The following is a 24,776-nucleotide window of genomic DNA, read 5'->3' on the forward strand; positions in this document are numbered from 1 at the left end:
GCGCGGGCAGTCTGAGGGTGCCGACGGCGGCCCGCACCCCCGGCAGGGTGGGGCGGGGAGCACGCCGGGACACATGAGAGACTGGTCTAGACAACCCGCTAAGACTTGAAGGGCAACACCATGGCTGAGCGCCGCGTCAATGTCGGCTGGGCCGAGGGCCTTCACGCCCGCCCCGCGTCCATCTTCGTCCGTGCCGCGACGGCTGCCGGCGTCCCTGTGACGATCGCCAAGACCGACGGCAATCCGGTCAACGCGGCCTCGATGCTCGCCGTGCTCGGCCTGGGCGCCCAGGGTGGCGAGGAGATCGTCCTCGCTTCCGACGCGGACGGCGCCGAGGCGGCCCTCGACCGCCTGGCCAAGCTGGTGGCCGAGGGTCTCGACGAGCTTCCCGAGACGGTCTGAGGACGGTCCGGGCCCGGCGGGCCCTGACGCCCGTCGCCATTCACAGAAAAAGCCGCGGTGTTCCGGGTCCGGAGCACCGCGGTTCTGCATTTCAGGACCACGTTCGGTATTTCGCGTTCCGGGCTCGGACGGAAAATAAAACAGGGAAGAGGCCGACCCCATCACGCCTTCTTTTGTATACGCCCTCTGTTAATTCCGGCCGCTCGTGGTGTTTACGGCATGTTGCGAAGTCCTCACCCGCACGGTGCGGCGCAACCGGTGCGCCGCGGCGGCACGCTCGGCGTGCGCGGCCGTCAGCGCGCGCGCCCGCTCCGCGTCACCGCGCGCCACGGCGTCGACGATCGCGCCGTGCTCCGCCCATGACTCGACCGGGGCGAGAGGCTGCTCCACCGAGTACATCCAGGCGATCTTGTGCCGCAACTGGGTCAGCAGCGCGGTCAGCCCGGGACTGTCGCAGGACTGCGCGAGCGTCTCGTGGAACCAGGAGCCGAGCGAGCGCAAGTCCTCGCCCTGTCCCCGGCGCGCCCGCTCCTGACCGAGTCTCACCAGGCCGCGCAGCACCCGCAGATGCGCTTCCGTGCGGCGCTGCGCGGCGCGCGCCGCGCCCAGCGGCTCCAGCAGCATACGGATCTCCAGGAGGTCGGCGGCCTCCTGCTCCGTCGGCTCCGCCACACAGGCGCCGGCGTGCCGGCGGGTCACGACGAAGCCCTCCGACTCCAGGGTGCGCAGCGCCTCGCGCACCGGGACGCGGGAGACGCCGTAGCGGCGTGCCAGGTGTTCCTCCGTGAGCCGGCTGCCGCGCTCGTGGACCCCGGAGACGATGTCGTCGCGGATCGCCGTGCATACCGAGTGCGCGGGAATACGCATGACCGAACCTCCGCATTGATCCGAGCGAAACGCAGCCGATTGACGCGTGTTCCCGTGACTCTATTGCAATGAACGCGGTTTTCCGACGCCAGGGTGAAAACCATGGAAGTCTCTTGACGGAGACGGCAATCACTCAATGGCCGAAACGCCGCGGAATGCGCAGAAGGCCCCCGGCGAAGCCGGGGGCCTTCGAAGACGAAGCGCGGGGCGCCGGACGGTGGGCGCGACCCGGCCGTCACGGATCCGCGGCAGCATGCGGCCGCGGATCCGTGACGGCCGGGTCGCGCGCCGAACGGGGGTCTCGGGCGCCGGGACGGCGCCACGAGTGCGGCCCGGGCGCGGCTGCGGCGCGGGCGCCGGACGTGGGGCCGAACACGGCCCGGGCGCCGGAACGGTGAGCGCGGGCCCGGGGGCGGTCGAGGGTCAGACGTCGACGCCGTGCGAGCGCAGGTAGGCGACCGGGTCGATGTCGGAGCCGTACTCGGCGGTGGTCCGGGCCTCGAAGTGCAGGTGCGGCCCGGTCGAGTTGCCGGTCGAGCCGGACAGGCCGATCTGCTGGCCGGGGGCGACCTGCTGGCCGACGGAGACGCCGATGGACGACAGGTGGCCGTACTGGGTGTACGTGCCGTCGTTCATCCGGATGACGACGTTGTTGCCGTACGCGCCGCCCCAGCCCGCCTCGACGACGGTGCCGGAGCCGACGGACACGACGGAACTGCCGGAGGCGGCGCGGAAGTCGACGCCGGAGTGGCTGCCGGAGGACCAGAGGGCTCCGCCGGTCTGGTAACCGGTGGTCACGTACGAACCGGCGATCGGGAGCCGGAAGGAGTTCAGCCGCTTGCGCTCGGCCTCGCGGGCGGCGCGCTCCTTGGCCTCGCGGGCCTCCTTGGCGCGCGCCTCGGCCTTGCGCCTGGCTTCCGCCTTCGCCTCGGCCTCGGCCTTCGCCTGCGCCCTGGCCTTGGCGGCGGCCTCCTGGGCCTCCCTCTCCTGGGCGGCGGCCTGGTCGGCTATCTCGTCGGCGAGCGACCCCATGGAGACGATCTGGGTGAGGCCGGTGTCCTCGACGGAGGGGGCCTCGGTGTCGGCGGCGAGCGCCGGGGAGGCGAGGGTTCCGATGACGCCGGTGGTGGCGAGGGCGGCGACGCCGGCCAGGTTCGCGCTCCTGCGCGTCAGGCGGCTCGGGGCACGATGCTTCCCGGTGGCACGGGTGAACGCCATGAAGAGGCTGGTCCTTTCCTTCCTTCTCGCCTACCGGGTTAGCTGACGGGTTCGGAGCAGGAAGGTCTCCTACGGCCCCCTCCGCGCGGGCGAAGGAGGGCCGATTCACCCCAGGGACTACGTGGGTCCCCGGCTCCCCAGGCTCGCGCCTGACGGGGACTCGGCGATGGCTGCCCGATGCCGCGGGCGCGACGATCTCCAGGCGGACAGCCGGACCGACGCTAGGCAACCCGTTCGTCAATCACCAAACAGACAGCCCGTTTTGTAGCGCATGCCACAGGGCAGACAGGCACTCAGTCCTGCAAATCGGACATAGAACGGAACCCCGGCAAACGATTCGAAGCCGGGGTTCCGTTCGCGCGCAATGCGCGTTTTTGAGTCGTCCTCGCCGGGGGGCGTCCGATCAGCCCGTGACGACCCTCACTTCACCGATGCCGAGGGCCTTCACCGGCTCCTCGATCTGCGACGCGTCGCCGACGAGCACCGTCACCAGCCGGTCGACCGGGAAGGCGTTGACGACCGCCGCGGTCGCCTCCACCGTGCCCGTCTCCGCCAGACGCAGGTACATCTGTGCCTGGTAGTCGTCCGGGAGGTGCTGCTCGACCTGGTCGGCCAGCGTGGCCGCCACGGACGCCGCCGTCTCGTACTTCAGCGGGGCGACGCCCACCAGGTTCTGCACGGCGACGTCCCGCTCGGCGTCCGTGAGCCCCTCGGCAGCGAGCGTACGGAGCACCTTCCACAGGTCATCGAGCGCCGGACCGGTGTTGGGCGTGTCCACGGAGCCGCTGATGGCGAGCATCGAGGCGCCGGAGCCGTCCGGAGCGGAGCGCAGCACCTGGCCGAAGGCGCGCACACCGTAGGTGTAGCCCTTCTCCTCGCGCAGCACCCGGTCGAGGCGGGAGGTCAGCGTGCCGCCGAGGCAGTACGTGCCGAGCACCTGGGCGGGCCAGACACGGTCGTGGCGGTCGCCGCCGACGCGGCCGATGAGGAGCTGCGTCTGCACCGCACCGGGGCGGTCGACGATGACCACACGGCCGGTGTCGTCGGCGGTGATCGCGGGCACCGGGCGCGGGTCCGCCTTGTCGCCCGTCCACGCCCCGAGCGTGTCGCCGAGGACGGCGTCCAGGTCGATGCCGGTGAGGTCGCCGACGATCACCGCGGTGGCGGTGGCGGGCCGTACATGCGCCTCGTAGAAGGCGCGTACGGCGGCCGCGTCGATCCGCTCGACCGTCTCCTCCGTGCCCTGGCGCGGCCGGGAGACACGCAGCTCGGCCGGGAAGAGCTCCTTGGAGAGCTGCTTGGCGGCCCGGCGGCCCGGGTTCGCCGTCTCGTGCGGGATCTCGTCGAGGCGGTTGCGGACCAGCCGCTCGACCTCGCCGGCCTCGAAGGCGGGGGCGATCAGTGCCTCGGAGAGCAGCCCGAGCGCCTTGTGCAGCCGGGAGACCGGCACTTCGAGGGAGACCCGGACGCCGGGGTGGTCGGCGTGCGCGTCCAGGGTGGCGCCGCAACGCTCCAGTTCCGCGGCGAACTCCTCCGCGGAGTGCTTGTCCGTGCCCTCCGACAGGGCGCGCGCCATGATCGTGGCGACGCCGTCGAGACCCTCCGGCTCGGCGTCCAGCGGAGCGTCGAGCGAGATCTCGACGGCCACGACCTGCTGGCCGGGACGGTGGCAGCGCAGCACCGTCAGTCCGTTGTCCAGCGTGCCGCGGTCGGGGGCCGGGAAGGCCCAGGGCCGGGCGGTGCCCGGGGTCGGCTGCGGGTGGAAGTCCATGGTCACGGCAGCGTCGCTCACTGGTCCGTCCCCTCCTGCTCGTTTCCGTCGGCCGCTTCGGTCTCTTCTTCGGCGACCGGTTCGTAGACCAGCACCGCCCTGTTCTCCGGGTGCAGCCGGGCCTTGGCGACCGCCTGCACCTCCTCCGCGGTGACGTCGAGCACCCGCTGGACGGCGGTGAGCGCCAGCTGCGGGTCGCCGAACAGCACCGCGTAGCGGCACAGTTCGTCGGCGCGGCCCGCGACCGTGCCGAGACGGTCGAGCCACTCGCGCTCCAGCTGGGCCTGGGCGCGCTCCATCTCCCCCGGCGTCGGGCCCTCGGCCGCGAACCGGGCCAGCTCCTCGTCGACGGCCGCCTCGATCTGCGGCACCTCGACACCGCCGGACGTCTTCACGTCCAGCCAGCCCATCGACGGTGCGCCCGCGAGCCGCAGCAGGCCGAACCCGGCCGCGACGGCCGTCCGGTCGCGGCGCACCAGGCGGTTGTGCAGGCGGGACGACTCGCCGCCGCCGAGGACGGTCAGCGCCAGGTCGGCGGCGTCGCACTCGCGGGTGCCGTCGTGCGGGAGGCGGTACGCGGCCATCAGGGCGCGGGCGGGGACCTCCTCGACGATCTCCTCGCGCAGCTGCGCGCCGATGTTCTCCGGGAGGGTGCCGTCACGCGGCGGCTGCTTGCCGCTGTGGGAGGGGATGGACCCGAAGTACTTCTCGATCCAGGCGAGCGTCTGCTGCGGATCGATGTCGCCGACGACCGACAGCACGGCGTTGCTGGGCGCGTAGTAGGTGCGGAAGAAGGCGCGGGCGTCCTCGAGGGTCGCCGCGTCCAGGTCGGCCATCGAACCGATCGGGGTGTGGTGGTAGGGGTGGCCCTCCGGGTAGGCGAGGGCGGTCAGCCTCTCGAAGGCGGTGCCGTAGGGCACGTTGTCGTACCGCTGGCGGCGTTCGTTCTTGACGACGTCGCGCTGGTTCTCCATCGACTCGTCGTCGAGGGCCGTCAGCAGCGAGCCCATGCGGTCGGCCTCGAGCCAGAGCGCGAGCTCCAGCTGGTGCGTCGGCATGGTCTCGAAGTAGTTGGTCCGCTCGAAGCTGGTGGTGCCGTTCAGCGAGCCGCCGGCTCCCTGGACGAGTTCGAAGTGACCGTTCCCCTTCACCTGTGCCGAGCCCTGGAACATCAAGTGCTCGAAGAGGTGGGCGAGTCCCGTACGGCCCTTGACTTCGTGGCGGGAACCGACGTCGTACCAGAGGCAGACCGCGGCGACCGGGGTCAGGTGGTCCTCGGAGAGCACCACGCGCAGGCCGTTGGCCAGGCGGTGCTCGGTCGCTGTCAGGCCGCCGGAACCGGTCGGCGCTGTGGCCGTGTGACCCATGGGCATGTACGTCCCTTCGATCGCGAAAACTTAGAGGTGCTGCCAGACCTGCCACTGTATGCAAGCGCGCTGACACCTGGCGAAGTTCCCGTGCCGCGATCTGCGCCGTTCCACCCGCGGGGCGGCCTCGAACAAGGGTCGCGGTCGGGGTTGTCAGCGGGACGGTCCACAATGGTCGGCGTCAGATGCCCACCTGGTACGTGAAGGAGCAGCAGCCGCGATGGCCCGCCGCAGCACGAAGACCCCACCGCCGGACGACTTCGAGGAGCGCATCCTCGACATCGACGTGGTGGACGAAATGCAGGGCTCCTTCCTCGAGTACGCGTACTCGGTGATCTACTCCCGGGCCCTTCCGGACGCACGCGACGGCATGAAGCCGGTGCACCGCCGCATCGTCTACCAGATGAACGAGATGGGCCTGCGCCCCGACCGCGGCTATGTGAAGTGCGCGCGCGTCGTCGGCGAAGTCATGGGCAAACTGCACCCGCACGGCGACGCGTCGATCTACGACGCCCTCGTGCGCATGGCGCAGCCGTTCTCGATGCGCCTGCCGCTGGTCGACGGCCACGGCAACTTCGGTTCGCTGGGCAACGACGACCCGCCGGCCGCCATGCGGTACACCGAGTGTCGGATGGCCGACGCCACCAGCCTGATGACCGAGTCGATCGACGAGGACACGGTCGACTTCCAGTCCAACTACGACGGCCAGGAGCGCGAGCCTGTCGCCCTGCCCGCCGCCTACCCGAACCTCCTGGTGAACGGCGCGTCCGGCATCGCGGTCGGCATGGCCACCAACATGCCCCCGCACAACCTGGGCGAGGTCATCGCGGCGGCACGCCACCTCATCAGACACCCGGGCGTGGACCTCGAGACGCTGATGCGCCACGTCCCGGGCCCCGACCTGCCGACCGGCGGCCGCATCGTCGGCCTGACCGGCATCAAGGACGCGTACGAGTCCGGCCGCGGCACGTTCAAGATCCGTGCCACGGTGTCCGTGGAGAACGTCACCGCCCGCCGCAAGGGCCTGGTCGTCACGGAGTTGCCCTTCGCGGTCGGCCCGGAGAAGGTCATCGCGAAGATCAAGGACCTGGTCGGGTCGAAGAAGCTCCAGGGCATCGCCGACGTCAAGGACCTCACCGACCGGCAGCACGGCCTGCGCCTCGTCATCGAGATCAAGAACGGCTTCATCCCCGAGGCCGTCCTGGAGCAGCTCTACAAGCTGACGCCGATGGAGGAGTCCTTCGGCATCAACAACGTGGCCCTGGTCGACGGCCAGCCGCTCACGCTCGGACTGAAGGAACTGCTCGAGGTCTACCTCGACCACCGCTTCGACGTCGTCCGCCGGCGCAGCGAGTTCCGGCGGACCAAGCGCCGGGACCGGCTGCACCTGGTGGAGGGCCTGCTCGTCGCCCTCCTCGACATCGACGAGGTCATCCGGCTCATCCGCTCCAGCGAGAACTCGGCCCAGGCCAAGGAGCGGTTGATCGAGCACTTCTCGCTGAGCGAGATCCAGACGCAGTACATCCTCGACACCCCGCTGCGCCGGCTCACCAAGTTCGACCGGATCGAGCTCGAGAGCGAGCGCGACCGGCTGAACGGCGAGATCGACGAGCTGACCGGCATCCTCGAGTCGGACGCCGAGCTGCGCAAGCTGGTCTCCTCCGAACTGGCCGCCGTGGCGAAGAAGTTCGGCACCCCCCGGCGCACGGTGCTGCTGGAGTCCGCGGGCACGCCCGCGCCGGCGGCCTCGCTGCAGGTGGCGGACGATCCGTGCCGGGTGCTGCTCTCCTCCACCGGCCTGCTCGCCCGCACGGCCACCGGGGAGCCGCTGGTCGACAGCCGCAGCCGGCGCTCCAAGCACGACGTGATCGTTTCCGCCGTGCTCACGACGCAGCGCGGCGAGGTGGGCGCGGTGACGTCGGCCGGGCGGCTGCTGCGTCTGTCGGTGATCGACCTGCCCCAGCTGCCGGACACGGCCACCACGCCGAACCTCGCCGGGGGCGCTCCGGTTGCCGAGTTCCTCTCGCTGGAGTCCGACGAGACCCTCGTCTGCCTGACCACGCTCGACGAGTCGTCGCCGGGCCTCGCGCTCGGCACGCTCCAGGGTGTGGTCAAACGTGTGGTGCCGGACTATCCCGCCAACAAGGAGGAGCTGGAGGTCATCACCCTCAAGGAGGGCGACCGGATCGTCGGCGGCGCCGAGCTCCACACCGGCGAGGAGGACCTGGTCTTCATCACCTCCGACGCGCAGCTGCTGCGCTATCCGGCCTCCCAGGTGCGGCCGCAGGGCCGCCCGGCGGGCGGCATGACCGGCATCAAACTCGCCGAGGGCGCCGAGGTCATCTCGTTCACGGCGGTGGATCCGGCGGGCGATGCGGTGGTGTTCACCGTCGCGGGCTCGCACGGGACGCTGGACGACTCGATCGCGACGGCGAAGCTCACACCGTTCGACCAGTACCCCCGGAAGGGGCGGGCCACGGGCGGCGTGCGCTGCCAGCGTTTCCTGAAGGGCGAGGACGTGCTGCTCCTGGCCTGGGCGGGCGCGGCGCCGGCCCGGGCGGCGCAGAAGAACGGCGAGCCCGCCGAGCTGCCGGAGATCGATCCGCGGCGCGACGGCTCCGGCACACCTCTCGCGTCTCCGGTGGCGGTGCTGGCGGGGCCGGCGAGCTAGAACCCCGGCTGCCACGTCTTCGGACATCGGAAAAAGGGGCCGTCCGGGCCGATCCGTCGAGGGTCAGTCCGGACGGTCGCTCACCAACAGGTCCTCGGACGGGTCGTCGGAGGGGAAGTCGGACCGGGTGTCGGACGGTTCGTCGGAGGACTCGTCGCGTACGTAGCGCAGGATTCCCCACAGGCTGTGTTCCTCCGGGGCGTCCTGCGCGCCGGTGACGCGGGCGGCGTCCAGTTCCGCCAGCAGGGCGGGGGCGTCGATGCCGGAGCCGATGAGGACGAGCTGCGTCTGCCGCCCGCCGTCCTCCGGCGGCCAGGGCTCGGGGTAGAAGCGCAGGAACCTGCCGACGGAGTGGACGGCGTAGCGGTTTCGGGGATCGAGGGCGCCGAAGTCGACGAAGCCCTTGATCCGGTAGAGGCCCTCTGGCCGTGAGTCGAGGAAGTCCAGCAGCCGCCGTGGATGGAGCGGGTCGTCCGAGGTGAACGAGGCGCTTTCGTAGGCGGCGTGCAGATGTCCGCCGTGTCCGGTGCCGCCGCAGTCGTGTGCGTCGGATTCGTGGTCGTCGTCATGGACGTCGTCGAAGGAGAGCTGGCCCACGCGCTCCGACGGCGGGCGCGGTTCGAAGAACAGCTCGGCGTCGACACGCCCGTACGACGCCGGGATCACCGCCGCCCGGCCGGCGAGAGCAGTGATCTTCTCACGCAGCGCCCGCAGGGCCGCCTCACCGGCCCGGTCGGCCTTGTTCAGGACGACCAGGTCGGCGACCCCGAGGTGCCGGTCGATCTCCGGGTGCCGTGCACGGGTCTGCTCGAACTCGGCCGCGTCGACGACCTCGACGAGACCGCCGTACACGATCCGTTCGTTCTCGCTGGCCAGCAACATCCGGACGAGCTCCTGCGGTTCGGCGAGCCCGCTCGCCTCGATGACGATCACATCGAGGCCGACGGCCGGGCGCGTGAGCTTGTCGAGGAAGACGTCGAGCTCGCTCGCGTCGACGGCGCAGCACAGGCAGCCGTTGCCGAGGGAGACGGTGGAATCGCCGAGCTGTCCGGCCACTGTCATCGCGTCGATCTCGATCGACCCGAAGTCGTTGACGATCGCACCGATCCGGGTGCCGCGGCTGGTCCGCAGCAGGTGGTTGAGCAAGGTCGTCTTACCGGATCCCAGAAAGCCCGCGAGGACGATGACGGGGATCTGCGACGTGCTCAAGACTGCACCTCCAGGCGCTTCGCTGTAGATCGGGGTCCCAGGATATGGGCCGGCCGGACGGGGGCAGAATGCGCAAGATGCTGCGCGGACGCCGCAAATTCGCGGCGTGAGATGTCGGGGCCGCTGCGCGGAGCTTCTCCCCTACCCGCCCCTCCCCGAAACCGGGGCAGGCCCCGGACCCCGTACCGCCCTGCGGGCGGCGTACCCCTCAATCTCCCCTACGGCCTGGCGGCCGTGGGAGGTGCACCCAGGCGGCTGGAAACGCCGCTGCGCGGCAGTCCGGCCCGCGCCCTGCCGACGGAGCTTTCGCTGCGCGAGATCAGCCTCGCCGGCGGCTCCGGCGTCACCGGGCGACTCAAGCCCCGCCTGCTGCCGCTCAGGGCTCCGCCGGGCGGAGGCGAACCCAGCCGCCTGGGGTACCCCACGGCCGCCAGGCCGTAGGGGGAGATTGGGGCGCGGGGGTCCGGGGGCAGAGCCCCCCGAAATCACCGCGCGAAACGCGGTGCGGGGTCCGGGGCCTGCCCCGGTTCGGGAAGGGGCGGGAGGGGAACGCCCGCCGCAGGCGCACGCCCCCCGCCCCCGCCGCTAGGGGCGCCGCACCTGCGCCGTCGACCCCCGTACCACCAGTTCCGGCTCGAACAGCAGCTCCCCCGGCGGCACCTCGCCCCCCTGGATCTGCGCGGTCAGCAGTTCGACCGCCGCCCGCCCCATCGCCTCGATCGGCTGTCGCACCGTCGTCAGCGGCGGCTCCGTGCAGTTCATGAACGCCGAGTCGTCGAAGCCGACGACCGACACGTCGCCGGGGACGGCGAGCCCACGCCGACGGGCGGCGCGTACCGCGCCGAGTGCGAGCGGGTCACTCGCGCAGATGATCCCGGTGACGCCCCGCTCCAGGAGCCGGCCGGTCGCCGCCTGACCGCCCTCGAGGGAGAACATCGAGCGCTCAACGTACTCCTCGGGCAGCTCCGTCCCGGCCGCCTTCGCCACCGCCTGCGCGGCCGCCAGCTTGCGGCGGGAGGGCACATGGTCGCCGGGGCCGAGGACGAGGCCGATGTGTTCGTGGCCGAGCGATGCGAGGTGCCGCCACGCCTGCTCGACGGCGACGGCGTCGTCGCAGGAGATGCACGGGAAATCCAGGCCGTCGATGGAGGCGTTGACCAGCACGACAGGGATCCGTCGATCGGCGAGCAGCCGGTAGTGGTCGTGCGGGGCGTCCGCCTGCGCGAACAGCCCCCCGGCGAACACGACGCCGGAGACCTGCTGCTGGAGCAGCAGCTCCACGTAGTCGGCTTCGGAGACGCCGCCCTTGGTCTGCGTGCAAAGAACAGGAGTGAGGCCCTGTTGGGCCAAGGCCCCGCCGATGACTTCGGCGAAGGCGGGGAAGATCGGGTTCTGCAGTTCGGGCAGCACCAGCCCGACCAGTCGCGCCCGCTCGCCCCGCAGCTGGGTGGGCCGCTCGTAGCCGAGGACGTCCAGCGCTGTCAGCACGGACTGGCGGGTGGCCTCGGAGACCCCTGGTTTGCCGTTGAGGACCCGGCTGACCGTGGCCTCGCTGACTCCCACCTTCTTCGCCACCTGAGCAAGTCGTCGCGTCATACGCGCAAGGCTAGCGCAAGCTGCGCAAGTGGCTTGCGCTGGTCCGATCACCGAGCGGGCCTCGCCCCTCGTACCCGCCGCGGGCCGCCTCGATCATGCGGGGCCGCGTCCCCCGGCCCGCACCGCACACCGGTCCGGACCGAACGCCTTGGAAGCCGTTTCCAACAGGCTGTGGCCAGAATGGGTGGATGTGCGAACGAATGACTGCCGCCGTTCTGTACCGGCATGGAGGTCCGGAGGCACTCGAGCTGAGGACGGACTGGCCGCTGCCGTCCGTGGGACCTGGGCAGGTACTCGTGCGCGTAGGCGCGACGGCGGTGAACAACACTGACGTGTGGACCCGGGAAGGCGCATACGGGCTGCACGGTCGACCCGAGGCGAAGGCCGGATGGCGGGGAGCGGTCAACTTTCCCCGCATCCAGGGTGGTGACATCGCGGGGGTCATCACTGCCACAGCCGCGGACGTGCCCGACTCGTGGGTGGGCCGCCGGGTTCTGGTCGATCCCGCCTTCTACGCGGATGCGCGCGAGGACGCTGTGCCCGTCGGGCTCCTGGGCAGCGAAGCGGACGGCGGCTTCGCCTCCTACGTCGCGGTCGACGCCGCCCACGTCCACGACATGAGCGCCTCACCGCTCTCCGACCAGGAACTCGCTGCTCTGCCGGTGGCCTACGGCACGGCGATGGGCATGCTGGAACGCTCCCGCATCAGGAGCGGCGAGACGGTGCTGGTGACGGGCGCTTCCGGCGGCGTCGGACTCGCGCTCGTGCAGCTCGCCGCGGCGCGCGGCGCTCGGGTGGTGGCGCTCACCAGCCAATCCAAAGCGGCCGCGCTACAAGAGGCGGGCGCTGAGGTGTGCGTCTTCCGGAAGACGGACCCGGTAGCGCTGCGGCGCCGATTGGAGGCCGTGGCGCCCGAGGGGCTCGACGCCGTCGCGGACGTGGCCGGCGGGCCGTGGCTCGAGCAGTTCTTGCCCTCGCTGCGCGACGGTGCTCGCTGGGTGATCGCCGGAGCCGTCGCCGGGCCCGTCGTCACCTTTGACCTACGTCGCCTGTACCTGCACAACCTCAGCCTCATCGGCTCCTCGATGCATACCCGCGCGCACTTCGCATCCTTGGCGGACCTGGCCCGCGCCGGCACCGTACGGCCGCGCATCGCCGGCAGCTACCGACTGACCGACATCCACGCCGCCCAGGAGGAATTCCGGCGCGGCACACACGTAGGAAAGATCATCATCGTCCCGTGAGGAACGTCCGGTCCGAGTTGGCCGGCCGGGCACGGTGGTGCCGCGCTCGCTGACGCGATCCGGAAGGTCAGCGGGTGGTGGCGCTACTGGCTGTCGCTCCCTTCCGCCTTCGGTGTGGCGGCTGTTGCCGGAAAGGTGCGGCGGACCTCGGTGAAGAGGTGCGGCCAGTCGGTGCCATGGGTGACCGTCGCGGCGAGGAGCGCGTCCAGCGCCGCCTTGAGGGGATCGGGCGCGGCAGCATCGAAGAGAGCGGCGAAGGCGGCGACCTGGGGCAAGCCAGGGGTTCCGTCGTGGGTACGTGGAATGCGGGGGTCGGAGAACGCGGCATCACGCAGCCGTCGCGGGTCGTCCAGCGGCTGCGAGTAGGGCTCGCCACGGTCGAGCTCCGCCAGGCCGCGCGCTACCCAGTCGATTTCGCTCAGTCCCGCTGTCCGACAGGCGCGGTGCGCGGCCCAGCGGGCGAGCGCGCGCTGCTCCTTGGGACCTGCGGCATCGATTGCGTGCACGAGTGCGGCATCAAGGTCCACGAGGCGCGGACAGCCCTGGAACCTCCGGAGCGTGCCCTGAACCTCTCGCAGCCGGTCGCTGGGCAGGCGCCCGCCCCACTCGTCCCTCTCCTGTCGCAGCGCAGTGCGCTCCTCCTCCTCGCCGGCCAGGCGCTCGGCCTCGGCCTGCTCCTCGGGGGTAGGGCCCGGCGGCAGCTCGCGCGCGAACTCGTGCCAGTAGGCGGCGGTTCGGCTGGTCTCCTTGACCACGCGGTCCGGGGCCGGTGGGCTCGGCCACAGACGCAGCAGATACTCATCCACCACGGGTTCGCCCGCATCGCGCGCGGCGCCCCCCGCCTCGTCCATGCCCCGGCAGTGGTACCGAACCCGGTACGGGGCCTCGGAGACGGGAAGCGCGTACCAGCCGCCGTCCCACTCCACGAGCCCGGTCTTGTCCGACACGGGCCGGAACGACACCTCCACGACGTCCTCCCACACGTCGGCGTCCAGGGGTGGCTCCGTCCCGTGCAGTTCGACGGTGATCGGGACGGAGCCGGTGTGCGTTCCGGTCAGCAGAAAGAGGTGGCCCCGCACCGTCCCGCCGCACAGCCCCGCCCGCTGCCCGGCGAAGGACGCTTCGAGGGAATGGACGTCGTCGCTGCAGACATAGAGCTGCCCGTAGGCCACGTTCACTTCGCCGCTGAAGAGTGTTCGCATGGTCCAAGCGTGGCGCGCGGGTCCGACAACGAGGTTCTCGACCACGGCCACACCTGCACCCCGCCCGCAGCCGGCTTCAGCGTCGGGACCACCGCCGTCCGCCCGGCCCTTCCTACGGATTGATATTGATCTTGAAGGTGGAGGTGGTGTTCCTGATGTCCTGCGCGTTGCCGCTGAGCCTCAGGCCGTTGAATGTGACCTCGCCGACCGCCGGGCCCTGTCCGTTCTCGGGCATCTCGTTCGCCCAGAGACCGAAGCCGAACTTGGCGTCGAAGGCGTCAGCGCTCTTGCGGGCGCCGGATATCGAGATGTCGGTGAAGACGGTGTCCTTGATCGGGAACTCCGGTTGTCCTCCTTCGTACTTGGTCTGGAACATGATGCCGCTGTACGTCGGGTCGACGATGTCGACATTGCTCACCCGGATGCCCTGGAACACCTTGTCCGCGGAGAACAGCCAGATGCCGGGGAAGGTCTGCGCCCCCAGAAGTGGCCGCCGGCCCGCACGACGGAGACGTTCTCGACCGTCGTCGGTCCGGTGCCGAAACCGTTCATCGGATAGCCGAAGTCCAGGGAACTGATGGTGATGCCGGAGTAGACCAGGGTGTCGGCGATGTGGATGTTGCGGAAGGTGTTGTCGTAGCCGCCGTAGACGGCGATCCCCGCCGCGCGCCAGGTGAGGATCGAGGTCAGGTTCTCGTAGACGTTGTTCTTCATGTCCGCGCCGCCCGCGTCGATCGCCGAGAAGAGCGCGAAGCTGTCGTCGCCGGTCGCTCTGGCCTCGTTGTTCGACACCAGGTTGTCGGTGGAACCGTTGGTCATGTTGATGCCGTCGGCGAACATGTTCCGGATCCGGGAGTTCTTGACGGTGATCCGGTCGGTGTTGGCCCCCCAGTAGAGGCACACCATGTGCTCGTTCCAGATGTTGTCGATGACGATGTCCGACACGTTGGAGAAGTCGAACACCTTGCCCGGACCGTCGATGCGGGACGTGTAGTTGCCGAAGTAGGCGAAGTTCCTGAACGACGACCCCTTCGCCGACGCCTCGGCCCGGAACCCGATGTCGGTGTTGTCCTGCGTGGAGGGAGCGCGGAACCTCGTGAACCAGGGGCCCGCCCCGGTCACGTGCACAGCCTTGCCGTACACCTGGAACTTGCTCGACGTCTGGTAGTCGCCCGCCGGCAGGTACACACCGACGAGCTTGCCGGTCGTGTCCATCCGCACCCTGTCCAGGGCGTTCTGCACGTCCTGGTGGGTGAATCCGGCGGGCACGGCGTACGACGCCGGGTCGGGGTTCGCGACCGGGGCGACCTGTTCCAGGTTGATGAAGTCGATCGCGTACGACGATGTGTTGGCCGCGTCCTTCTGCAGCCTGATCGTGCTGCCCGCGGGGACCGTCCCGCCCAGCATGATGTGCGCCTCGTCGTAGATGTGGCGTGGAGCCCCCGCCCCGGGCGAGTTGCCCGGCGAGGCCTCGGCCCCGTACAGCCAGGCGTACTTGGACGTCAGGTCGACCGCCTTGCGGAAGACGCCGTCGACGTAGACGTTCAGCGTGGCGTCGATGCCGCCGCCCCCTGGCGCGTCCGGTATGGAGAAGCGGGTGACGAGGGTGTTGGTGCTCGCCCGGCTCGTGAATTGGACGTACTCGCCGGTGCTGTCGAGGGTGACCGCCTTGCGGCCCGACGCCTCACCCGCGATGTCGCCGACCGTCCGGTTCGGGCCGACGACCTGCGCGCCGCCGCCGGCCGTGCCGTCCTCGGCCTCGTACATGTCGAACGGCATGTCGGCGCCACGGCCGACGAAGAGCGCCTGGGTGCTGGTGTTGTTCTCGCGCTTGACCGGCAGTTCGTTGGCGTCGTCGGCGACGGTCACCCTGAGCGTGTACGAGCCGTCGGCGGCCGTCCAGGTCCCCAGGTTCACCGGCGCGGTCGTCGCGCCGGCGGCGACGGTGCCGCTGTAGGCGCCCGTGAAGGTCCGGACCGTCGCGCCCCGGGAGTCGAGCAGGGCGAGGGTGAGACCGTGACTGCCGCCCGCGGACGCGGTGGTTCCCTGGTTCCTGACGGCGACCGAGAAGGTGACGCTGTCGCCGGCCGCCGGCGCGGACGGCGAGGTGGTGACGGATGCCGCCACCAGGTCCGAGCTCGCGACCGGCTTCACCACCAGAGCGCCGGGGCTGGTCCAGGTGTTGTCGGTCTCGTTCTGCTCGATGACCGCGTTCGCCTCGTCCGCGACGGCACTGAGCTGGTACGAACCGGCGTCGCGCGTCCCGATGGAGGCACTGACCGTCGTCTGCGCCCCGGCCGCCAGGGGACCGGCCTGGACGGTGGCCACCTTGGTGCCGCCGAGCCGCAGCGCGACAGCGCTCGCCGGAGCGGCGGCCGGGCCGCTGTTGCGTACGGTGGCCGACAAGGTGATCTCGTCCGACTCGACGGGCGAGGCCGGCGACGCGATCACCGAGGTGATCGACACGTCCGGATTGGGAGCGGGTACACCGAGCACCTGGAACTCGGCGATCTGCCCGGCCGTGGCACCGGTGTTGGAGGTGAACCGGAGCTGGACGTCGGCGAGACGGGCGTCGAGCGGGACGGTGACCGTGTTGCCGCGCGCCGGGTCGAAGGCGTAGTCCTTCGCCGCCACCACGCCGGTGAACCCTGAGGCGTTCTGTCCGCGCCCGAGCACCTCGATGTTCTGGGTGCGGGCGCCCCAGGCGCTGTCCGGATTCAGCTTGAGCACGACGGCGCTGACGTCCGCGTCGGCGCCCAGCTTCACAGTGAGCGTGTTCGGGTAACTGCCTGCCGCGCCCTCCCAGTAGGTGGTCACGTCGTTGTCGTTGGCGTTCTGGGCGACATAGGTGTGGATCACCGAGGAGGCGGTGATCGGCTTGGAGACGGCGAGATTGGAGGCGGATCCCGTGGAACCGTTGCGGGTGACGCTGTTGCTGTCGCCCGACTCGTTCCCGGCCGCGTCCTTCGCGCGCACCCGGAAGGTCACCGTGTCCGAGACGGGCCGGGTGTCCGTGTAGGTGGTCACGTCGCCGGCGACGCTCTCGCGCAGGACGTTGCCGGCGTAGATGTCGTATCCGGCCACGCCGGTGTTGTCGACGGAGGCGCCCCAGGTGAGGACGATCCGCCCGGGGACCGGCTCGGTGAAGGACAGGTTCGACGGCGCGGTCGGGGCCTGCGTGTCGCCGGAGTCGGACCTGCGGGTCACGGTGTTGCTGTTCGCGGACTGGTTCCCGACCGCGTCCCGGGCCCGTACGTAGTACGAGACGGTGACGTTCGAGGGCCGGATGTCCGTGTAAGTGGTCACGTCCCCAGCCACGGCGGCGAGCAGCTGATTGTCGGCGTAGACGTCGTAGCCGGTGACCGCCGTGTCGTCGGTCGCCGCCTTCCAGGTCAGCTGGATCCGGCCGGTCGCCGGCTCGGTGAGGGCGAGGTCCGCCGGGGCGCTGGGAGCCTTGGTGTCGCCGGTCGCCGGTCCGTAGATCTCGAGCTCGGACAGTTGGGCGGCCGGCTGCCCGGTGTTGGCGCTGACGAGGACGCGTACGTACCGGGTCGTGGCGGCGTCGAAGGCGATCGTCGCCGCGTGGCCGCCGGCGGCGTCGAACACGTAGCCCCTGGAAGCGGTCAGATCGGTGAAGTCGGAGCCGTTGGCGCTGCCCTGGATCTTCAGTGTCTGCGTCCGTGCGCCCCAGGTGTCCGGCAGCCGCAGCACCACGCGGTCGACGCGCACGGACGAGCCGAGGTCGGCCTGGATCCACTGCGGGAGTTCGTGGTTGCGGCTCTCCCAGTAGCTGGCGCGGTTCCCGTCGCTCGCGTTCGCTGCCTGGTAGACCTCGGTGTGGCTGCTCGCGGTGAGCGTGCGGCCACGGACGAGGTTCCCCGAGGACCCGCCGGCGGCATGGACCTCCAGCGCGGACAGCTGGGCCGCCTGCCGGCCGGTGTTGGCGGTGATGTGCACTCGCACGTAGCGGGCCCGGGCGGAGGGGAAGGAGACGGACACCGTGTTGGCCGAGCCCGGCGCGAAGGTGTAGGCGGCCGAACTCTTCAGGGTGCTGAAGCCGGTACCGTCGGCGCTGCCCTGGACGGACAGGGTCTGCGTCCGGCTCTCCCAGCCGGCCGGGAGCTTGAGTACGACCTCGTCGACGCCGGTGGCGCTGCCGAGGTCGGCCTGCACCCATTGCGGCAAATTGTTCCCGGCGCTCTGCCAGTACGACGACTGGTCGCCGTCCGTGACGTTGGCGGCGGCGTATTCACTGTGCGAACTGCTCGCGGCCGCCGGGCGGCCCGCGGCGATGTCCGGTCCGTCGGCCGCCGAGGCGGTCCACGAGGGCCGGCCGAGCATCAAAAGGCTTGTGGTGATCACGGCGGAGAGCACCCGCCATCTCCAGCGTTGCGGTCTCATCTGTCCCCGATCTTCGGCCCCGTGCTCTGGTGCGACGAGGGCGCGGCTCTCACGATTCATTAGTGCGGCAGCATTTGTGCAGCGAAGTGCTGCGTCTTTTGCGTTTGGCAGTCAGAGAGTTGCAGAGATATGCCAAGGCGTCCACCGTCCCGGCAAGCACCCCCTGCTCGCACCGAACCCCCGATCCGCCTCGCATCTGCCGACACCAGGGGCTTTCATTCGCCCTGTCAGGAAAATGAAAAATGACCGCAAGGAGCGCAAGCGCTTTGCGTGCAGACCACAATTTCGGAAAGCAGGCAGCTGCGCTTACCGTTCCTAGGCATGAGTCCCGTTCCGACCGCCCCCGCCCGGCGACGGCGGTTCGGCTGGCCGCAGCGGGTCTTCTCACAGGTCCTGCTGATGCAGCTGACGATCGTCACCGGGGTCATCGCGCTGGCCACCGGCCTTTTCCTCGCCCCGCTCAGCGCCCAGCTCGACGACCAGGCGATGCGCCGCGCGCTCGCCATCGCGGAGACCACCGCGTCACCCGAGCTCGCCGAGGACGTGACCGGCTCCCCGCCGACCGCCGACGGCCCGGTCCAGGCCGAGGCGGAACGGATCAGGCAGGCCACCGGCGCCGAGTACATCGTGGTCATGGACCGGCGCGGCGTGCGCTGGTCCCACACCTCCCCCGCCCAGATCGGCCGGATCGTCTCCACCGACCCGAGCGAGGCGCTGGCCGGGCGGGACGTGATGGAGATCGACAGCGGCACCCTCGGTCGGTCCGCCCGCGGCAAGGTGCCGCTCCGCGACGAGGACGGCCGGATCGTCGGCGCGGTGTCCGTCGGCATCGAGTACGACAGCGTGCGGGCCCGGCTGGTGGCGGCGATCCCGGGTCTGCTCGCCTATGCCGGCGGCGCACTGGCCGTGGGGGCGCTCGCCGCGTACCTGATCTCCCGCAGACTCCAGCGGCAGACCCATGACCTCGCCTTCTCCGACATCTCCGCCCTGCTCGCAGAGCGCGAGGCGATGCTGCACAGCATCAGGGAAGGCGTCGTCGCCCTGGACGCGGCCGGGCGTGTGCGGCTGCTGAACGACGAGGCACAGCGGCTGCTCGGAGTGGGGCCGGAGGCCACGGGACGGCCGCTGGACGAGGTGCTGGGCGAGGGACGCACCAGTGACGTCCTGGCGGGCCGGGTGAGCGGTGACGACCTGCTGACGGTACGCGGCAGCAGGGTCCTCGTCGCCAACCGGATGCCGACCGACGACGGCGGCGCCGTCGTCACCCTCCGCGACCGCACGGAACTCGAGCAGTTGGGCCGTGAGCTCGACTCCACCCGCGGGCTGATCGACGCGCTGCGCGCGCAGGACCACGAGCACGCCAACCGCCTGCACACCCTGCTCGGCCTGCTGGAGCTGGAGATGCACGAGGAGGCGGTGGAGTTCGTCACCGAAGTGGTCGGGGTGCACCGGGCCACCGCGGAGCAGGTCACGGAGAAGATCCACGATCCGCTGCTCGCGGCGCTGCTCGTCGGCAAGGCGACGGTCGCGGCGGAGCGCGGGGTGTCGCTGCGGATCGCCCCCGCCACCCTGCTGCCCGACCGGCTGGTGGACCCGCGCGGACTGGTCACGATGGTGGGCAACCTGGTCGACAACGCGCTGGACGCGGCAGCGGGCACACCGGATCCGCGGATCGAGGTCGAGCTGCACACCGTCGGCAGCACGGTGATCCTCCGGGTCGCCGACAGCGGTCCCGGTGTCCCGGCCGAACACCGCGAGCTGATCTTCACCGAGGGATGGACCACCAAGGAACTGCCGGCCCACGGCAAGCGCGGCCTGGGGCTGCCGCTGGTCCGCAGGTTCGCCGAGCGGCAGGGCGGTAGCGCCACGGTCCGCGAGTCGGCCGCCAAGGGCGCCGAATTCGTCGTCGTACTGCCCGACGCCCTGGCCGAGACCGGTCCGGACGACGACCTCCCACCGATTTCCCGGCCGCTCGACGCACCGGATCCCGGCGGGACCGGCGCACCGGGTGGGGCGGGCGGCGCACGAGAGGTCCGGCAGGCGCGATGATCGACGTACTGGTCGTGGACGACGACGTCCGGGTCGCCCGCATCAACGCGGCCTATGTCGCCAAGGTGCCCGGCTTCCGGGTCGTCGCGGAGGCCCATTCGGCCGCGGAGGCGCTCGCGAGGATCGCCGAGGCGCCCGTCGATCTGATCCTGCTCGATCACTATCTGCCCGACGAGAACGGTCTGTCGGTCGTCCGGGAGCTCCGCGCGCTCGGCCACCAGACGGACGTGATCATGGTGACGGCCGCCCGGGACGTGGCGACCGTCCAGGCGGCGATGCGCCACGGCGCCCTCCAGTACCTGGTCAAGCCCTTCAACTTCGCCGGGCTGCGCGCCAAGCTCGAGGCGTACGCGACACTGCGGCGTGCCCTGGACGGCGGTGGGGAGGCCGAACAGGCCGAGGTCGACCGGATCTTCGGCACGCTGTCGGCCGGGGCGATCGCGCCGGAACTTCCGAAGGGCCACTCCCCCACCACGGCCGAGCTGGTCCGCCAGGTGCTGCTGGCCGCCGACGGCCCTTTGTCGGCCCAGGAGATCGCGGAACGCGCGGGCGTGAGCCGGCAGACCGCCCAGCGCTATCTGAAGCTCCTGGAGCGGGCGGGCAGGGTGCGGCTCACTCTCAGGTACGGCGAGACCGGCCGCCCGGAGCACCGTTACGTGTGGGTGGCGAGCACCTGACGCCGCCCGGACGCCGTTTCTGACGCCACGGCCCGCGCCGCGGCGTCAGACGGCGCCCGCTCCCGTCAGCGCCCGTACCTCGGTCTCGGCGTGCTTCGCCACGTCCGGCGGCTCGGAGGAGACGACCGTGCCGATCCAGCCGGCCAGGAAGCCCAGCGGGATGGAGACGAGCCCCGGGTTCTCCAGTGGGAAGACGTGGAAGTCCACACCCGGGAAGAGGGACCGCTCACTGCCGGAGACGACCGGCGACACCAGCACGAGCAGCACCGCGGGCACCAGCCCGCCGTAGACGGACCAGACGGCACCGCGCGTGGTGAAGTTCCGCCAGAACAGCGAGTAGAGCAGGACGGGCAGGTTGGCGGAGGCGGCCACGGCGAAGGCCAGGCCGACGAGGAACGCGACGTTCAGGTCGCGGGCCAGCAGACCGAGCGCGATCGCGACGGCGCCGATGCAGACGGCGGCGATCCGGGCGACGGCGACCTCGCCGTACCGGCCGTCGCCCTCCTCCGCGCCCGCCGGCCGGATCGCGCGCCGGCGCCGCAGCGTCGCGTAAAGGTCGTGCGCGACGGAGGCCGAGGAGGCCAGCGTGATCCCCGCGACGACGGCCAGGATGGTCGCGAAGGCCACGGCGGCCACGACCGCGAACAGGACGGCACCCCCGGTGGACCCTGCCCCGCCGCCCAGGTCGAGGGCGAGCAGCGGCACGGCCGTGTTGCCCGCGGCGTTGGACGCCCGGACCTCGTCGGTGCCGACCACGGCGGCCGCTCCGAAACCGAGCACGATCGTCATCAGGTAGAAGCTGCCGATGAGACCGATGGACCAGACGACCGAGCGGCGGGCGGCCCGCGCGGTCGGCACGGTGTAGAAGCGGGACAGGATGTGCGGCAGCCCCGCCGTGCCCAGCACGAGCGCCAGGCCGAGGCTGATGAAGTCCAGGCGCGCGGTCCAGTCCCCGCCGTACCGGAGGCCCGGCGCGAGGAAGTCCTTGCCGTGGCCGCTGCGTGCGGCGGCGGAGTCGAGCAGCTGGTTGAAGTCGCCGTGGAATCGCATCAGCACCAGCACGGTCATCGCGATCGCGCCCGCCATGAGCAGTACGGCCTTCACGATCTGGATCCAGGTGGTGGCCCGCATCCCTCCCATGGACACGTAGATCACCATCAGCGCTCCCACGCCGATGACGGTCCACGACCGGGCGGCCTCGCTCGTGCCGCCCAGCAGCAGCGCGACCAGGCTCCCGGCTCCCACCATCTGCGCCACCAGGTACAGGACGGAGACGGTGACCGAGGAGGTGCCGGCCGCGATGCGCACCGGCCGTTCCTTCATCCTGGCGGCCACGACGTCGGCGAGGGTGAACCGGCCGCAGTTGCGGACCAGTTCGGCGACGAGCAGGAGCACGACGAGCCAGGCGACCAGGAAGCCCACGGAGTAGAGCATCCCGTCGTAGCCGTAGAGCGCGATGAGCCCTGAGATGCCGAGGAAGGAGGCGGCCGACATGTAGTCACCGGCGATGGCGAAGCCGTTCTCCATCGGGGAGAACAGCCGTCCGCCCGCGTAGAACTCCTCCGCGGAACCGTGCCTGTTGCGGCTCACCCAGGTGGTGATGCCGAGGGTGACCGCGATGAACGCGCTGAACAGCAGCAGGGCGAGCGCCTGGTGGTCCCCGTTCAACGTCCGGCCCCTCTCGTCATCTCCTGCGTGTCCCACCGCAGATCGAGCGCGGCCCGGTCCCTCCGCAGTCGGGCGTGGCGGGTGTACGCCCAGGTCAGCAGGAAGGTGGTCAGGAACTGCGCGAGTCCGGCGACCATCGCCACATTGACCGCCCCGGCCACCGGCCTCGCCATCAGCCCCGGCGCGGTGGTGGCCGCGACGACGTACGCCAGGTACCACAGGAGGAAGGCGGCGGACGCGGGCACGACGAACCGCCGGTAGCGGGCGCGCACTTCCTGGAAGGCCTCGCTGCGCTGCACTTCCAGATAGATGTCGGCGGCGCTGCGTCCGGCCGTCGGGTCCGCCCCGGTGAGCGGCGCGCCGGGGGCAGGGGCTCCGGTGCTGTCCCGGTCGCTCCAGCCGGAGGCCAGCGCGTCGTACCACGGGTCCTCGAGCCGCACTTGGGCGGCGTCCGGGCCTTCCTGCTTCTCCACGCTCACCTCTCCTTGCCGACGAACCGTTTCGGCCGCCTGCCCAAGGATGGACAGAGTGGGAAGATCCCGGACTCTTCTCCGGGGGTCTTCACCCCATCAGGTGACGTTTGTCCCCGGAGGCTTCGCGAGACCTTCCCGATAGGCGTACCGGACCGCCTGCGCCCGGTCGTGCAGGCCGGCCTTCGCGAACAGGTTGTTGATGTGGGTCTTGACGGTGGCGGTGGAGATGCCCAGCCTCGCAGCGATGTCCGCGTTCCCCAGGCCCTCCGCGATCAGGGCCAGCACCTCGCCCTCGCGGGCGGTCAGCCCGTCGGGCAGCCGGGGACCGGTGGGCGGCGGCTCCGCCGTGACCTGCTCGAGCAGACGCCGCTGGACCACCGGGGACAGCCCGGCCCGGCCGGCGACGACGTCCTGGATCGCCCGCACGATCTCGTCCCCATCGGCGTCCTTGGTGAGGTATCCCCGTGCGCCGGCCCGCAGAGCGGGGAAGAGCGAGTCGTCGTCCGCATAGGTGGTCAGCACGACGACCTGGGTGGCGGGGTACTCGCCGCGGATGCGGCGGGTGGCCTCCACACCGTCGACCCGTGGCATCCTCAGGTCCATCAGGACGACGTCGGGCGACAGTCGGGCGACGAGCGCGAGCGCCTCCTCCCCGTCCCTGGCCGAACCGACGACCTCGATACCGGGCAGCAGTCCCAGCAGCATCACGATGCCCTCGCGCACCACGGCCTGGTCGTCGGCGACCACGACCCGCGCTATCTCCCCGGTCATGCCGGCACCCGAAGTCGCACCACGAACCCCTCCCCCTCCGGACCCGCCTCGAGCGTGCCGCCGAGCAACTCCGCACGCTCGCGCATACCGAGCAGACCGTACCCGGCACCGGATCCTCCGAGCTCGCCGGACACCCGCGGCCCGTCAGGCGTCGCCGACCTCCCCGAGTCCCTCACTTCCAGGACCACTTCGGCGTCCAGGTAGGCGAGCAGGATCCTGACCACCGCTCCCGGCGCGTGCTTGCGGACATTGGTCATCGCCTCCTGCGCCACCCTGCGCACCGCCTGCGAGGCGTCCGCGGACAACTGCCGCCGCCCCCCGGTGACTTCTGTGGACACCGGACCGCCTGCCGCCAGCTCCCGCAGGAACTCCTCCACGGGAGCCATCTCACCACGCAGTGCCGACAGCGCCTGCCGGGTCTCCGCCAGTCCCTCGCGGGCCATGCCGCGCGCGGCGACGACCCGCTCCAGTACCTGGTCACGGAAGGGCCCTTCCGGGCCACGCTCGATCTGCAGCCGGGCCGCTTCCAGGTGCACCAGCTGCGCCGACAGGCTGTGCGCCAGCACATCGTGGATCTCACGGGCGATCCTGGCCCGCTCGGCGAGAGCGGCGGAGACCGCCTCGGCCTCACGGGCCGCCCGCTCCTGCGCGAGCAGCCGGAATCCCGCGCCACGGGCCTGGGCGTCGAGACGCAGGGCGCACCCGCCGAGCACGACGGCGGCGGTGGTGAGCAGTGCTCCCAGCGTGCTCTCCGCGGTCAGCAGGAATCCGGCCACCGGAAGCATGACGATCGCGACGACGGGGGCCACCGGCAGCCGCTCGATCGCCATGAGGGCGACCGAGACCCACAGCACCATGGCCGGGACGTCCGCCCCGGCGGCGTGCGCACCGAGGCCGATGACCGCGATGATGCCGAGCAGCCCCAGCGAGGCGGTCAGCCGGTTCTCGAGAGTGGTGCGGTGGTAGCGCGCGGCGGACGCCGCACAGCCCAGGAGACCCAGCGGCGGAAGCACCGCCCCCCAGCCGTGGAAGACCTCGGACGTGTACGCGCTGGACACCGCCCACGACGACAGGGCGGCGAGCAGCGCGAAGTCCAGCACGTGCCGGGCCCGCGGGACACCGATGCCGGACAGGGCCTCGCGGGTGGGCCACTCGGTCCATTTGCTCCTGGGCACGCCGGGCACGTGTGT

General features: G+C 71.0%; 16 protein-coding genes, 1 pseudogene and 1 riboswitch. Of the genes and pseudogenes, 5 read left to right on the forward strand and 12 right to left on the reverse strand.

Translation table 11 applies throughout. The features are described 5' to 3' along the window. The first annotated feature begins 120 nt into the window (after nt 1-120). A complete protein-coding gene (locus ACTMTU_RS30395; RefSeq protein ID WP_441266637.1) occupies nt 121-402 on the forward strand; it encodes an HPr family phosphocarrier protein in 282 nt (93 codons plus the stop codon). A 189-nt stretch (nt 403-591) separates the two neighbouring features. Here ACTMTU_RS30395 and ACTMTU_RS30400 read toward each other — a convergent pair whose 3' ends face one another. The 4 genes from ACTMTU_RS30400 to ACTMTU_RS30415 form a co-directional block, all read right to left on the reverse strand. Beyond that, the gene (locus ACTMTU_RS30400) at nt 592-1,269 is read right to left on the reverse strand and encodes a GntR family transcriptional regulator (protein WP_441266638.1); all 678 of its coding nucleotides are present in this window, start codon (nt 1,267-1,269) and stop codon (nt 592-594) included. A 423-nt stretch (nt 1,270-1,692) separates the two neighbouring features. Further along, on the reverse strand, nt 1,693-2,487 hold the full coding sequence (locus tag ACTMTU_RS30405) for a M23 family metallopeptidase (RefSeq protein WP_441266639.1): 795 nt from the start codon (nt 2,485-2,487) through the stop codon (nt 1,693-1,695). A 13-nt stretch (nt 2,488-2,500) separates the two neighbouring features. Next, nucleotides 2,501-2,663, reverse strand: a riboswitch (cyclic di-AMP (ydaO/yuaA leader). A 227-nt stretch (nt 2,664-2,890) separates the two neighbouring features. Further along, nucleotides 2,891-4,279 (reverse strand): M16 family metallopeptidase, encoded by a 1,389-nt coding sequence (locus ACTMTU_RS30410; RefSeq protein ID WP_441266640.1) that lies wholly within the window; start codon nt 4,277-4,279, stop codon nt 2,891-2,893. After that, nucleotides 4,276-5,631: a M16 family metallopeptidase gene (locus ACTMTU_RS30415; RefSeq protein WP_441266641.1), complete on the reverse strand. Its 1,356-nt coding sequence runs from the start codon at nt 5,629-5,631 to the stop codon at nt 4,276-4,278. The genes ACTMTU_RS30410 and ACTMTU_RS30415 overlap by 4 nt, the downstream gene beginning before the upstream one ends. A 214-nt stretch (nt 5,632-5,845) precedes the next feature. Here ACTMTU_RS30415 and ACTMTU_RS30420 point away from each other — a divergent pair, with 214 nt between their 5' ends. After that, nucleotides 5,846-8,296: a DNA gyrase/topoisomerase IV subunit A gene (locus tag ACTMTU_RS30420; protein ID WP_441266642.1), complete on the forward strand. Its 2,451-nt coding sequence runs from the start codon at nt 5,846-5,848 to the stop codon at nt 8,294-8,296. Between the two features lie 63 nt (nt 8,297-8,359). Here the strand turns inward: ACTMTU_RS30420 and ACTMTU_RS30425 are convergent, their stop codons facing one another. Both ACTMTU_RS30425 and ACTMTU_RS30430 read right to left on the reverse strand, forming a co-directional pair. Further along, the gene (locus ACTMTU_RS30425) at nt 8,360-9,505 is read right to left on the reverse strand and encodes a CobW family GTP-binding protein (protein ID WP_441266643.1); all 1,146 of its coding nucleotides are present in this window, start codon (nt 9,503-9,505) and stop codon (nt 8,360-8,362) included. Between the two features lie 585 nt (nt 9,506-10,090). Then, complete coding sequence (locus tag ACTMTU_RS30430) at nt 10,091-11,101, reverse strand: LacI family DNA-binding transcriptional regulator (RefSeq protein WP_441266644.1); 1,011 nt, start codon at nt 11,099-11,101, stop codon at nt 10,091-10,093. 188 nt (nt 11,102-11,289) lie between these two features. Between ACTMTU_RS30430 and ACTMTU_RS30435 the strand changes: the two genes are divergently transcribed. Then, nucleotides 11,290-12,345 carry an SDR family NAD(P)-dependent oxidoreductase gene (locus ACTMTU_RS30435; RefSeq protein WP_441266645.1) on the forward strand — a complete coding sequence of 352 codons (1,056 nt, stop codon included), beginning with the start codon at nt 11,290-11,292 and terminating at the stop codon, nt 12,343-12,345. Between the two features lie 83 nt (nt 12,346-12,428). Here the strand turns inward: ACTMTU_RS30435 and ACTMTU_RS30440 are convergent, their stop codons facing one another. Together ACTMTU_RS30440 and ACTMTU_RS30445 are read right to left on the reverse strand one after the other, a co-directional pair. Then, nucleotides 12,429-13,547, reverse strand: a complete 1,119-nt coding sequence (locus tag ACTMTU_RS30440) for a hypothetical protein (RefSeq protein WP_441266646.1) — start codon at nt 13,545-13,547, stop codon at nt 12,429-12,431. Between the two features lie 112 nt (nt 13,548-13,659). Further along, nucleotides 13,660-17,948, reverse strand: a pseudogene (locus tag ACTMTU_RS30445) (discoidin domain-containing protein). A gap of 321 nt (nt 17,949-18,269) precedes the next feature. Between ACTMTU_RS30445 and ACTMTU_RS30450 the strand changes: the two are divergent. After that, nucleotides 18,270-19,997: an ATP-binding protein gene (locus ACTMTU_RS30450; RefSeq protein ID WP_441266647.1), complete on the forward strand. Its 1,728-nt coding sequence runs from the start codon at nt 18,270-18,272 to the stop codon at nt 19,995-19,997. Further along, a complete protein-coding gene (locus ACTMTU_RS30455; protein ID WP_441266648.1) occupies nt 19,994-20,674 on the forward strand; it encodes a DUF7342 family protein in 681 nt (226 codons plus the stop codon). Before ACTMTU_RS30450 ends, ACTMTU_RS30455 begins: the two co-directional genes overlap by 4 nt. Before the next feature lie 45 nt (nt 20,675-20,719). Here the strand turns inward: ACTMTU_RS30455 and ACTMTU_RS30460 are convergent, their stop codons facing one another. The 4 genes from ACTMTU_RS30460 to ACTMTU_RS30475 all read right to left on the reverse strand — a co-directional run bounded on the left by ACTMTU_RS30460 (nt 20,720) and on the right by ACTMTU_RS30475 (nt 24,761). Continuing rightward, on the reverse strand, nt 20,720-22,342 hold the full coding sequence (locus ACTMTU_RS30460) for a solute symporter family protein (protein WP_441266649.1): 1,623 nt from the start codon (nt 22,340-22,342) through the stop codon (nt 20,720-20,722). Continuing rightward, nucleotides 22,339-22,815 (reverse strand): DUF485 domain-containing protein, encoded by a 477-nt coding sequence (locus ACTMTU_RS30465; RefSeq protein ID WP_441266650.1) that lies wholly within the window; start codon nt 22,813-22,815, stop codon nt 22,339-22,341. The genes ACTMTU_RS30460 and ACTMTU_RS30465 overlap by 4 nt, the downstream gene beginning before the upstream one ends. Nucleotides 22,816-22,911: 96 nt before the next feature. Further along, nucleotides 22,912-23,586, reverse strand: a complete 675-nt coding sequence (locus ACTMTU_RS30470) for a response regulator (protein WP_441266651.1) — start codon at nt 23,584-23,586, stop codon at nt 22,912-22,914. Further along, nucleotides 23,583-24,761, reverse strand: a complete 1,179-nt coding sequence (locus ACTMTU_RS30475) for a sensor histidine kinase (RefSeq protein ID WP_441266714.1) — start codon at nt 24,759-24,761, stop codon at nt 23,583-23,585. Before ACTMTU_RS30475 ends, ACTMTU_RS30470 begins: the two co-directional genes overlap by 4 nt. Between the last annotated feature and the right edge of the window lie 15 nt (nt 24,762-24,776).

The organism is Streptomyces sp. OZ13 (genome assembly GCF_052068155.1).
Taxonomy (GTDB): domain Bacteria; phylum Actinomycetota; class Actinomycetes; order Streptomycetales; family Streptomycetaceae; genus Streptomyces.